This window comes from Vibrio splendidus 12E03 (assembly GCF_000272105.2).
GTDB lineage: Bacteria > Pseudomonadota > Gammaproteobacteria > Enterobacterales > Vibrionaceae > Vibrio > Vibrio splendidus_I.
Window position 1 is genome coordinate 1 of sequence record NZ_AJZD02000309.1, and the last position, 12174, is coordinate 12174.

Annotated in this window: 10 protein-coding genes; 4 read left to right on the plus strand and 6 right to left on the minus strand. The window is 45.8% G+C overall.

Annotation, left to right across the window (positions count from 1 at the left end; all coding sequences use genetic code 11):
• From A142_RS24530 to A142_RS19320, 4 genes are all read left to right on the plus strand, one after another.
• The coding region (locus A142_RS24530; protein ID WP_050546517.1) for an RDD family protein at positions 1 to 1018 on the plus strand (1018 nt) is incomplete at its 5' end.
• Between the two features lie 38 nt (positions 1019 to 1056).
• Positions 1057 to 2292, plus strand: a complete 1236-nt coding sequence (locus A142_RS19310; RefSeq protein WP_019821248.1) for an MFS transporter — start codon at positions 1057 to 1059, stop codon at positions 2290 to 2292.
• Between the two features lie 50 nt (positions 2293 to 2342).
• Positions 2343 to 2813 carry a GNAT family N-acetyltransferase gene (locus tag A142_RS19315; protein ID WP_019821249.1) on the plus strand — a complete coding sequence of 157 codons (471 nt, stop codon included), beginning with the start codon at positions 2343 to 2345 and terminating at the stop codon, positions 2811 to 2813.
• 247 nt (positions 2814 to 3060) lie between these two features.
• Entirely contained in the window at positions 3061 to 3585 is a 525-nt protein-coding gene (locus A142_RS19320; RefSeq protein ID WP_029405359.1) for a hypothetical protein, read from the plus strand.
• Here A142_RS19320 and A142_RS19325 read toward each other — a convergent pair.
• From A142_RS19325 to A142_RS19350, 6 genes are all read right to left on the minus strand, one after another.
• Positions 3582 to 4463 (minus strand): AEC family transporter, encoded by an 882-nt coding sequence (locus A142_RS19325; RefSeq protein WP_019821252.1) that lies wholly within the window; start codon positions 4461 to 4463, stop codon positions 3582 to 3584. The genes A142_RS19320 and A142_RS19325 overlap by 4 nt on opposite strands.
• Before the next feature lie 286 nt (positions 4464 to 4749).
• On the minus strand, positions 4750 to 6084 hold the full coding sequence (guaD, locus tag A142_RS19330; protein ID WP_019821253.1) for a guanine deaminase: 1335 nt from the start codon (positions 6082 to 6084) through the stop codon (positions 4750 to 4752).
• A gap of 59 nt (positions 6085 to 6143) precedes the next feature.
• Complete coding sequence (gene xdhC, locus A142_RS19335; protein ID WP_019821255.1) at positions 6144 to 7025, minus strand: xanthine dehydrogenase accessory protein XdhC; 882 nt, start codon at positions 7023 to 7025, stop codon at positions 6144 to 6146.
• Between the two features lie 49 nt (positions 7026 to 7074).
• Entirely contained in the window at positions 7075 to 9480 is a 2406-nt protein-coding gene (gene xdhB / locus A142_RS19340; RefSeq protein WP_019821256.1) for a xanthine dehydrogenase molybdopterin binding subunit, read from the minus strand.
• A complete protein-coding gene (gene xdhA, locus A142_RS19345; protein WP_032545372.1) occupies positions 9473 to 10918 on the minus strand; it encodes a xanthine dehydrogenase small subunit in 1446 nt (481 codons plus the stop codon). The genes xdhB and xdhA overlap by 8 nt, the downstream gene beginning before the upstream one ends.
• A 454-nt stretch (positions 10919 to 11372) precedes the next feature.
• Complete coding sequence (locus tag A142_RS19350; RefSeq protein ID WP_019821259.1) at positions 11373 to 12107, minus strand: GntR family transcriptional regulator; 735 nt, start codon at positions 12105 to 12107, stop codon at positions 11373 to 11375.
• Positions 12108 to 12174: the final 67 nt, after the last annotated feature.

The window sequence follows — 12174 nt, forward strand, 5'->3', positions numbered from 1 at the left end:
ACAGCCGATCGCAATCACCGAAATACGCACCGAAGTTGTCCCTGCATCTCGATGGCCTCGTTTTTTAGCGTTTTTTATTGATGGTGTAATTACTGCTGTCATCATTGCGCCAATCTTTATGTATACAGATTGTTTCCAAAAAACACTCGATACAGGGGTGATAGACTTTAGAGAAGTCGCTGCTGTCTATGCCTATTTAGGGCTGATGTTTTTGTTGGTACATGGGTATTTACTGAATAAGAAGGGGCAGACGATTGGCAAACATCTAATGGAAATTGCGATTGTCGATATGGAAGGTAAACCTATAGGGTTATATAAAATAGTGGGTAAACGAATGATACCTATGATTCCCTTTACTATTATACCTCTCACTGGCCATTTAATATCCATGTTGGATTCTCTTTTCATTTTCCGAAAAAACAGACGTTGCTTGCATGACTTAATCGCAGGCACTCAAGTTGTTAGTGTGTCAGCCAACAATTTGGGAAAAAATGAGCACGAATCATTAGAAAGCCTGTCATTGACAGTTGAAAATGTACCTGAAGTAAAACTCGCGTCTAGATGGCTACGCTTTTGGGCCGTTTTTATTGACGTCTTAATTGCTGTGGCTATTGTCATGCCAATTTATCTCTATACCGATTATTTCCAAAAAATATTTGAAACAGGGACAGCTGATACAGCAGAACTAATCGCAGTCACTGTTTACGGTTGGCTCGTGTTCCTTTTGTTGAATGGCTATTTGCTGCATAAGAAAGGGCAGACTATAGGCAAAAATATAATGGAAATCGCGATTGTCGATATGGATGGCAAGCAACTAGGGTTATTCGACATAATGATCAAACGAATTTTACCTATGAACATCTTTGTTTATATTCCTGTTATTGGTCAATTTATTGCGTTGCTAAACTATCTGTTTGCTTTACGTAAAAACAGACGCTGCTTGCATGACTTAATCGCGGGAAGTCAGGTTGTTAGTGTTGCGGTACCTAGAAACCTAGATTTCAGTACTATCGAATAGAGATTCATAATTAAGCACTTACATACTTTAGGCATTTCATGATTCATAAGCTTTTCTCAGCCATTTCTATTTACAGGTATTTACCGAATAGCATCTATTATTTAGCACTGGCTAGAATGATTCTGGGAATGGGTAACTTTATCGTTCCATTTTTAGTCTTACTGTTAACCGATAAGTTGGGTTATTCCGCAACAGTCGCAGGTTCCCTTGCCATGGGTGTGACGGGCTCTTACCTTTTAGGGAGCTTTTTAGGTGGGAGATTAGCGGATAGGTTGGGACATAAACGGGTCATGGTGTTTGGCGAGTTTATGTGTGCTGTATTATTGATTATTTGTGGTTTCTTCGCCGATGCTCCGGTCGTCGTACCTGTGTTTTTGTTTTGTGCCTATTTCTTTGGCGGCTTAGCGTTGCCCGCGAGTAATGCTTTAGTTGCTGACCTTTCTACCCCTCAGAATCGTGATGCAGTTATGTCACTGAGTTATCTAGCCTATAACTTTGGTTCAGCTCTTGGTCCTGTTATGGCTGGGTACTTGTTCTGGAATCACACTGACTGGATATTTTTCGGCAACGGTTTTGCGGCTCTTTTTTGTGTTTTTATTGTGGCTGCATTTGTGAAGTTGCAACCTGGAATGGAATCGACCAGCAAGAGTGAACTGGAGCAGCCCGTTTCTGGTTCGGTTTGGTCAGTTTTAAAATCAAGGCCACGGCTTTTGTTGTTCACTTTTCTATGTGGATTACTGTGGTATTCGCTAAATCAAATGACTATGGCGAGTCCATTGTATTTGAGTCATGTGTTTGGAGAGCAAGGCCCAATTATTTTCGGGCAACTTATGACTTACGCTTGTGTTGTAGTGGTGCTGATTACGCCAATCTTAATGAAGTTCACGTCAGGTAAGGCTGAAACCGTAAGCCTTGCTTATGCAGGCTTTATGTTTGCCTTTGGTTATATGCTCGTCATGTTGTTTCCCAACATTCCTGTTCATTTCTTTGCTTGGCTATTTCTATCTGCGGGCGAGGTTCTTCTTTTGACAAAAGAGGGCATATATTTAGCAAATAACTCCCCGTCGAGTCATCGTGGACGCATTCAAGGCGTGCTCATTACCTTGCGAACGGTTTTCGTCATGCCTAGTTTTATCGTGATTGGCTACTTTATCGATGATTATGGGTACACTTTCACTTGGTTTAGTGTGATATTAATTTCAGTTGTTGGTGCCGTTGGTTTTTATCTTATGTCAGCTAAGGGGAAGCAATCTCCAGCGTTAGTCACCGAGTAGTTATTCGATTTACTAGCAAGTAGTATCTTTTAGTCACCAGAGGTAGGCTTATGATTACAATTAGAAAAGCGGTTGAGTCTGATGCTCAGGATATTTTCGATATCCGAAGCCGTGCCATTGTCGAGAAGTGCTCGGCTTATTACTCAGAAGAACAGCTGTCAATATGGACGCAGGGTGGAATGTCTGATGGATTCATCAGTGATGTAGTTGAAACCTTCCACGTATCAGAAGTTGATGGTCGAGTGATTGGCAGCGGTAAGATCAACATCGAAACCGGTATGGTTGATGCTATTTTTGTTGACCCTGACTTTGCGGGAAAAGGCGCAGCGAAGCAGATGTTGCAGTTCTTAGAGGAGCTCGCGATTCAACACAACTTGCCATTAATGAAGTTAGAATCGACCCTGAATGCCGCTACGTTTTATCGTTCGTGTGGCTTTATTGGCGATGAACTTTCCACTTATCACTCGCCTAGAGGTATTAGCCTCGATTGCATCCCTATGGAAAAGCCGGTGGTTGCTTAAATAAACAGCGCCAACACCAATCTTGGTGCTGTTTTTACTTTCCCCTTACACTCTTTTCTAACATCGAACCTAGTATCAAATTTCTCTTTGTTATACAGGCAAGTCTCTCATTATGAAGAACTTCTTCGATAGCGAACTCATGCTCTCTAGCTCCTTGAATTTCGTTTTGCTATCGCTTGGGCTAACGCTCCTTTTTCATCTTCCGATTTGGTGTGGGTTCAACTTGAGCCGACGAAAGTGGAAGCTTATGGATTATTTATGGCCGTTCTTGGCGGGTATCGGGATGCTAGGTGCGGTGTCTGAAATTCGGGCATCGGTAGCTGGTGATTGGGTCGAGACTGAACAAACCAGAGCGGTCACTATTTTAGAGTCGATTCAGAAGTTCTCTTTGGACAAACTCAGAAGCGACATCTGCACAGGTCAGCCATCTCTAGACTCTCACGGACAGCACCACGAGGCGTGCTTGTGGTATTTGAATACAGCTATCACTTTTAAAGATGTCGATTTCACTCTGTTGCCCAACGCCGCCGATTTCACGGTTCCTGCGCCTAGCGTATCGCTGGTGGAAAGCGACGCCGTGTGGGTGAGTGGCATGCTGAGTCAGTATGAAAAACAGAAGAACCAATACATTAAAACCAGAGAAGCGCAGGTGAAGCAGCCACTAGAAAGCATCTTCTGGTATGTGAGTCCTTACTTAGTCTGCTTCGCAATTGCGTTGCGTTTGACGAAAGTGACCGCAGAGCTCAAATTGGATAAATGTGCAAATAATTAGTTCGATAAAGACAGCGCGAAAGACAGCAAGATAGGCAAGGTAACCACGCTCAGGAAGTTACCGAACAACACCATAGACGCGACCTTGGGTGGCTCGACATTGAAGCGTTCTGCGAACAGGTAGTTCATCACGGCGGGTGGCAGCATGGTGAACAGCACCATCATTTGCAGGTGCAGTGTTGGTAGCGGAATAAAGAAGTAGATGATGGTAAAGGCGATGGCGCCAGTAAACAGCGATTGGGCCGTACACAGCAAGCCAACCTTTAACCCACTTAGCCTCAAGTTAACCATTTGCGAGCCCAGCGACAATAGCATGATTGGCACGGCAGCTTGGCCAAGTAGCGATGTGGCTTCGTAGATTGGATTCCATACTGCAATGCCAGATAAGTTGAGCGTCATCGCTAATGCGGCGGCTAAGAAGATCGGCATCTTGAGGATCTGCTTGATCGGATTGCCATCGCTTAATAGCGCCAAACCAACACTAATGTGCACACACGCCGACACCACAAACAGCAGTACCGCAGGGGCTAATGCGCTCTCGCCAAAGGTATACGTGAACAGAGGAATCGCGAGGTTGCCACTGTTACGAAACATGTGTGGCGGAGCCCAGGCTTTGAAGTTGAGCTTAAAAATCTTACAGATTGGAATCATCAACAAAGCAGGCACCAACACCGCCACCAAAGAGGCTGAGATAAGTGGCAGCTGTTCAGTGTCGAGGGGCATGGTGGTCAGCGATGCAAACACCAAAGCAGGAATACAAACATCCATATTGATGCGATTGATCGGTTTGAAATCGGGCTTAAGCCAACGACCGACCGCAAAGCCAGCACTGGCTAAAGCAAAAACGGGAAACAGAATGCTGACGACCTGTTCGAACATAGAATTCCTTTCTAGATTGGGTGCTTCCATTTAGCTGAGAAACGAATGTTTTAAAGAGAGGCCAAACGAAGCATAAAGTCGATATGTATAAACATTAACCTATCAATATAATGACTTGGCGTCACCGAAGATCGCTGTTTGTGAACGGTTAATTTATATTTCTTTGAATGAAGCACAAAAAAGACCAGTGGCATCAGCAACTGATCTTTAAAGGCTAGATAAATCTGGACGGATTTTTAATTAACGACGGCTGCCGCTGTCTAGCGATTGTTACTCGGTTTTAAGTCTAGCTAACGAGCTTCTTGTAGTCTTTGAAATTCACATCGTAGGCTTTCTCACCGTAGATGTAAGTCTCGCTGACGGTTCTGTCGTCACCCAAACTCATTAGTACAAATAGTTTTTCTTCAAGCTTGGTCGCTTGTTCCATTCTAAAGCGCATCAATTGTGTGGCGTGTAAGTCGAGCACCACGAAATCGGCTTCTTTTCCTACTTCCAAGTTACCAATTTTGTCTTCTAAATGCAGAGAACGTGCGCCACCTAATGTTGCCAAGAACAGTGATTTGGCTGGGTGCAGCTTCTTATGTTGTAGCTGCATGATCTTGTAGGCTTCGCTCATGGTTTGCAGGATTGAGAAGCTAGTGCCTGCGCCTACATCAGTACCCATACCAACACGAATGCCGTGCTCTTCCATTTCGGGTAATCGGAATAAACCTGAGCCTAAGAACAGGTTAGAGGTCGGACAGAAAGCGATGGCGGATTCGGTGTCCGCTAGGCGCTTACATTCGCAGTCAGACAAGTGAATGCCATGGGCGAATACGGAGCGTTTGTGCAGCAGACCATAGTGGTCATACACATCTAAGTAGCTGTCGCGCTCTGGGAACAGCGATTTCACCCACTCGATCTCTTTCTCGTTTTCAGAAAGGTGAGTATGCATGTACACGTCTGGGTATTCTTCTAGCAGTTTACCTACAGTAGCAAGTTGTTCTGGTGTGCTGGTTGGTGCAAAACGAGGTGTCACCGCGTAAAGCAAACGGCCGCGGTTATGCCACTTTTCGATCAGCTCTTTTGAGTCTGTATAGCCAGATTCTGGTGTGTCAGTCAGGTAATCAGGAGCATTGCGATCCATCAGCACCTTACCCGCGATCATGCGTAGGTTACGTTTCTCAGCTTCTTCAAAGAACACGTTAACCGACTCTTTGTGTACAGTGCCAAATACCAGTGCCGTGGTGGTGCCGTTGCTTGCTAATTCGTCTAGGAATAGCTTCGCCACTTTGTGTGCATAGACTGGGTTTTTGAAGCGTTTTTCTTCAGGGAAGGTGTAGTTCTCTAACCAATCAAGTAGCTGCTCACCGTAAGACGCGATCATCCCCGTTTGAGGGTAGTGGATGTGCGTATCAATAAAGCCAGAGGTGATCAGCTTGTCTTTGTATTCTTTTACTTCGAGTGTTTTAGGCTGGCGAGCCAATACTTCATCGGCATGGCCTAAATCGACGATGTGGCCGTTCTCAACCACTAAAACACCGTCTTCAAAATAGTCGTAAGACTCATCGATACCGACGTCTTTTGGGTCGGCGACGCTGTGTAAAATGCTGGCGCGATAAGCTTTGCGTTGGGTTGTCATGTTTACTTCCTTTTAATGACTTCAGCGACTTTATGGCCGCTAAAGCTTTGCGACTTTTATTAGGCGATCTTCTCTTCCAATGGTGGTTCGCCTATATCGCTTGGTTGACTGTGTTGATCGGTCAAATCCTGATTTTGATATTGTTTGGTTGGGCGCTTTTGTTCAAGTGCTTGGCCCTGATAGTGTGCGATCAGTTCACCCGCAACCGATACCGCGATTTCAGCGGGATGTTTGCCATTAACAGCACTAATGCCAATTGGGCAAATCATAGTTTCAATTTGCTCTTGGCTATAGCCACGTTGCTCTAAGCGGAAGTCAAACTTCTTACGCTTGGTCAGCGAGCCGATCATGCCGAAGTAACGGCTGTCTTCACGGTCGATAATGGCTTTCGTTAAATCGAAATCAAGCTGGTGGTTGTGGGTCATTACTAGGTAGTAGCTGTTCGGTGGCATGTGTTTAACTTCGCCAACTGGATCGTCTGTGACTAGCTTTTTGACGCCGTGAGGAAGCGTGTCAGGGAACACTTCTTCACGTTCATCAATCCAGGTCACACGGAAGGGCAGGGTCGCGACAATGTGCAGCAGCGCTTTTGCCACATGACCAGCGCCAAACAGCACAAGGTGGTTCTGTTGAGTGCCAATCGGTTCAAAGCTTAATGTTGCCATTCCGCCACAACACTGGCCCAAGCGAGCGCCTAGGTTAAAACGTTCCACTTTGAGCGACTTTTCACTGGCAATCAGCATCTCACGCGCCATTTTAGTGGCCACATGTTCAAGGTGACCACCACCAATCGTAGCGATGATTCGGTCACGAGTGACAAGCATCTTGGTACCCGCATCACGTGGCACTGAGCCTCTGTCTTCAAGCACTGTCACCATGACACATGGTTCGTAGTTCTCTTCCAGTTTTGCCAGTTCGTGAATCCAATTATCCTTAAACATATGTCCTCCTAAATCCCTTCTATGCTTCCTAAGCTCTATATCAGTCTTATTAAGCCGTTTCTGATTGAGCATCGACCGAGGTCGGGGCTGTTTCAGAGACTTCCTGAATAGCCATCAGAATACGCTCTGGCGTTGCAGGTGTGTTGAGCTTAGGTATCGCGCCATCGACAGCGACATAGCTAATCGCATCTTTTAGTGCGCTCCATACCGACATACCTAACATGAAAGGTGGCTCACCCACGGCTTTCGAGTTGAATACTGTGTCTTCTGGGTTGCTGCGGTTTTCCAAAAGGTGCGTTCTGAAATCAATTGGCATATCAGCAATCGCAGGGATTTTGTAGCTTGCAGGGCTGTTGGTCATTAAGCGGCCTTGCTGGTTCCACACCAACTCTTCCGTTGTTAACCAACCGACACCTTGTACAAAGCCACCTTCGACTTGGCCGATATCAATCGCAGGGTTCAGTGAAGCGCCCACGTCATGCAGAATATCAACACGCAGAATCTTGTTTTCACCGGTTAGGATATCGATGATGACTTCTGAACAAGAAGCGCCATACGCGTAGTAGTAGAACGGGCGACCGCGCGCTTTCTCGTGATCGTAATAGATCTTCGGAGTGCGGTAGAAGCCAGTGCTCGATAGTGAAATCTGGTTAAACCAAGCCAGCTCAACAAACGAGTTGAAGGTCATGATCTCATCGCGGATCTGCACCATACCGTTCTTAAATATCACCTCTTCAGGCCACACTTTGAAGTGCGAAGAAGCGAAGTCAATCAGGCGCTGCTTAATGGTCATTGCGGCGTTTTGCGCGGCCTTACCGTTGAGGTCGGTGCCCGATGAGGCTGCGGTTGGTGATGTGTTAGGAACTTTGTCTGTGTTTGTAGCGGTGATCTGGATACGTTCGACATCGACTTGGAACTCCTGTGCAACGATTTGTGCCACTTTGATGTTCAAGCCTTGCCCCATTTCCGTACCACCGTGATTCAAATGAATACTGCCATCGGTGTAGATATGGATGAGCGCACCTGCTTGGTTCAAGAAAGTCGCAGTAAACGAGATACCGAATTTCACTGGTGTGATCGCAAGGCCTTTCTTCAAAATAGGGCTCTGCTTGTTGAACTCGGCAATGTCTTTACGACGTGCGTGATAGTCACTGCTGCGTTCAAGCTGTTCGGTTATCTCAGGTAAAAAGTTGTCTTCAACGGTTTGGTAGTAATGGGTCACGTTACGGCCTTCTTCGCCGTAGTAGTTCGCCTTACGTACTTCCAAAGGATCTTTTTTCAGGTAACGCGCAATCTCGTCCATGATGTGTTCAATGGTCATCATGCCTTGCGGGCCACCAAAGCCACGGTAAGCGGTATTCGATGCGGTGTTGGTTTTGCATCGATGACCCACTACAGTTGCATCACCTAGATAATAGGCGTTGTCTGAGTGGAACATCGCTCGGTCGACGATAGAACTTGATAAATCTGGCGAGTAACCACAGTTACCTGCAACGGTAATGTCGGCACCTTGAATCACACCATTGTCGTCAAAACCGACTGTGTATTGATTGTAGAACGGGTGGCGTTTACCGGTTTGCTGCATGTCTTCATTGCGCAGCAAACGCATTTTGGTTGGTCGGCCTGTAAGGTGGGCAATAACCGCAGCCATACATGCTGGAGAGGCTGCTTGAGTCTCTTTACCACCGAAACCACCACCCATACGACGCATATCAATCACGACTTTGTGCATCGGTACGCCAATCACTTCCGCAACCAGTTTTTGAACTTCGGTCGGGTTTTGTGTCGAGGTGTAGACGATCATGCCGCCATCTTCGGTTGGCATTACACTACTGATTTGAGTTTCTAGGTAGAAGTGTTCTTGTCCGCCGATCTCTAGGTCACCAGAGATCACGTGTTTCGCTTTTGCCAGTGCGGCTTTTGAGTCACCACGTTGTTGAGTGTGGCTTTCTGTTACGAAGTGTTCTTTCTCTAGCGCTTCTTTTACATCAAGAATCGCGGGTAGCTCTTCGTATTCAATAATGGCTGCATGTGCGGCTTTGCGTGCCGTCTCTAAATCGTTGGCTGCCACGGCAATTACAGGTTGGCCGTAATATTCTACTTTGCCATCGGCAAGCAGTGGGTCACCCGGTAGGATTGCACCGATATCCAGCTCACCCGGAACGTCTTTGGCTTGGATAGCAATGGCTACACCATCAAATTCGTAACACGGTGAAACGTCGATCTTAGTGATCTTCGCATGTGCTTGAGTACTCAGGCGTGCGTACACGTGCAGTTGATTGGGAAACTCTAGGCGGTCATCAATGTATACCGCTTCGCCCGTTACTTGTTTGGCTGCACTGTCGTGTTTAACGCTTTTACCTACGCCAGTTTTTAGGTCTTGTTTTGCAATGGTAACCATCTCTTCGTGAGTCATCGCATTGCTCTTGTGAACAGAGGAATTTGATTTAGACATAAGACGTTACCCTTGTTTCGATTTGGTTGTTTTTGTTCTGTTGTTCAATGAAGTAACGACGCAACATATTTGCCGCCGACAATGAACGGTATTCTTGGCTTGCACGGAAATCAGATAGCGGTTCAAAGTCGTTATACAGTTCTTGCATCGCTAACTTAATATTAGCGTCTGTCCATGGTTTGCCTAATAACGTATTTTCACAACGGGTTGCGCGCTTAGGCGTTGCAGCCATACCACCAAAGGCGATACGAGCGTGTGTTACCTTGCCATCTTCAATTTGAATATCGAACGCACCACATACTGCAGAGATGTCATCGTCTAAACGTTTAGACAGTTTGTAAGCGCGGAAGCTGTCGTTGGTTGGTTTAGGGATGATGATTTGTTCAATGAACTCACTCTCTTTCTGCGCCGTCACCTTGTAGCTGATGAAATAATCTTCGATCGGCATGATGCGTGACTCATCACCACAGCGTAGTTTGATTTTCGCATTAAGAGCAATCAGTAAGGGAGGCGTATCACCGATAGGTGAGGCGTTGGCAACATTACCGCCGATGGTGCCTTGGTTACGTACTTGCAGCGAAGCAAAGCGGTGTAACAGTTCACCAAAATCTGGGTAGTGTTTTTTCAGTAGTGAGTAAGAGTCACTGATTGGAAGGTTGGCACCAATGATTAAGTCGGTGTCTGTCTCTTCACATACCTTCATGTCTTCAACAAGGTTTACGCTGATCAGTGTTTCTATCTCGCGGTGGAACTGCGTCACTTCCAGTGCTAAATCCGTGCCGCCAGCTACCAGCTTAGCGTTGGGATGCGCTTGAAAAAGCTTGGCCAACTCATCCGTACTTTTCGGGGAAAAAGCGGTGAGGTGACCAAGGCGTAGGTTGGCTTCGGTGTCTTGAATATCTTCTAGCTTCTTGATGGTGTTGCGTTCAAGTTCAGCAAATTGGTCGATCAAAGGTTGATCTGTTGAAAGCGACATCGCGGCATCAACAATAGGTCGGTAGCCTGTACAGCGACATAGGTTACCCGCCAGTGATTCCATGACATCTTCTTTGCTCGCATCGGGTTTGTTCTTGCCTAGCGCGAACATTGACATGATGAAGCCCGGCGTGCAGTAACCACATTGTGAACCGTGAAAATCAACCACAGCTTTCTGTACAGGGTGCAGTGACTTATCTCGGTTTTGTAGATCTTCTACTGTGATTAGCTGTTTTCCGTGCAGCGCTGAAACGAACGTAAGGCAAGAGTTCACCGAGCGGTATTGCAACTGTCCATCAACCACTTCACCGAGAACTACCGTACATGCACCACAGTCACCCGACCCACAACCTTCTTTTGTACCCGTTTTATTAACCTTAGTACGAAGGTAGTTGAGCACTGTCATATTTGGCGACAGATTATCTTCACGTCTTATTTCCTGATTGAGCAAAAAAGTAATCAAGAGACCTCCTTGTAAATCGACATATTTCCATGTGTATTCTTTTTGACTTCTAGGTCAATAATTATCCATCCTGACCCTGTGGTCAACTATTTATTTACAAAAATGCAACAAATAGTCTCGTCGGATGATTGTGTACAATTTAATTTTGACTATAGTTGTCTGTTTTATAAGGAGTTGAGTTGAAGGTGAATAGTTTTTTGGTGTGAATGAATTGATAGCTATGTATACAAGATAAAGGCAGGGTTTATGGCACTGTTGGAAGTAATTCTGTAGAGGCTAAGATCGTTGTTGAGGGCAGAATAGACAGTATTTTTAGATGGATGTGAGTCGATCGTCGTATTTGTTTTTAGAGGAGAGGGCACAAAAAAGAGAAGTAAACGCAGAGGCTTACTTCTCTCCAATTCTGTTAACAAAAAGTTGTTAACGGATGGTTATTAAGCGCTTGTTGAATCGTCTATGACTTGCTCTTAAGCAGATCTGAGAACACGACATGCAGATCACTAGAAGCTGTGCTGCTGTCTAGGTTGAGCTTCGAACGAATGTGGCTTAAATGCTCTCGCATTAGGTCAACGGCTTGCTCTTCATCGCCAGACTCTATCGCATCCAGCAATCCTTCATGCTCATCCAAAGAGCAGTTTGAGTGGCTACCGGTTTCATACTGGGCAATAAGCAGAGAGGTTTGCGATACCAAGCTGCGTTGGAAAGCCAGCAGTGGCGCGTTCTCAGCCATTTCAGCCAGTTTGATGTGGAACTCACCAGATAAACGTAAGCCAGAACCATAGTCACCTTGGTCAAAGGCGCAGTTCTCTTTCGCGACCAGTTTTCTACACTCGTCGATTTGGGCTTTGGTTGCGTTTTTAACCGCTAGCTCAGTGATAGCAATTTCCATCACTTCACGTGCTTTAAATATCTGCTTGGCTTCGTCTACTGTTGGGGCTGCAATCACAGCACCTCGGTTAGGACGGATCACCACAACTTGTTCTAAGGAGAGGCGCAGCAAGGCACGGCGGATAATAGTACGGCTAACGCCAAAGATTTCTGCTAGTGCTTCTTCGCTTAATTTCGTGGCTGGTGGCAGCCTTTGTTCTAGTATCGCGTCGAAGATATGGCAGTAAACAACATCGTCTTGAGTCTGGCCTGTTACTTTCGTTTTTACACCTTTGGAGACAGAGTTTTTGAGAACTGTCATAGAGATAAGGACCCTTGTTTAGTCGAGTTGGCTTGGTCGAGAATAATTCATGAGTATTACTCTATAT

Excerpts from the sequence above, each read along its gene's own strand:
- A142_RS19325 (WP_019821252.1), bottom strand. The coding sequence starts at position 4,463 with ATGTTCGAACAGGTCGTCAGCATTCTGTTTCCCGTTTTTGCTTTAGCC.
- A142_RS19350 (WP_019821259.1), bottom strand. The coding sequence starts at position 12,107 with ATGACAGTTCTCAAAAACTCTGTCTCCAAAGGTGTAAAAACGAAAGTA.
- xdhC (WP_019821255.1), bottom strand. The coding sequence starts at position 7,025 with ATGTTTAAGGATAATTGGATTCACGAACTGGCAAAACTGGAAGAGAAC.
- A142_RS19320 (WP_029405359.1), top strand. The coding sequence starts at position 3,061 with ATGGATTATTTATGGCCGTTCTTGGCGGGTATCGGGATGCTAGGTGCG.
- xdhB (WP_019821256.1), bottom strand. The coding sequence starts at position 9,480 with ATGTCTAAATCAAATTCCTCTGTTCACAAGAGCAATGCGATGACTCAC.
- A142_RS19315 (WP_019821249.1), top strand. The coding sequence starts at position 2,343 with ATGATTACAATTAGAAAAGCGGTTGAGTCTGATGCTCAGGATATTTTC.
- guaD (WP_019821253.1), bottom strand. The coding sequence starts at position 6,084 with ATGACAACCCAACGCAAAGCTTATCGCGCCAGCATTTTACACAGCGTC.
- A142_RS19310 (WP_019821248.1), top strand. The coding sequence starts at position 1,057 with ATGATTCATAAGCTTTTCTCAGCCATTTCTATTTACAGGTATTTACCG.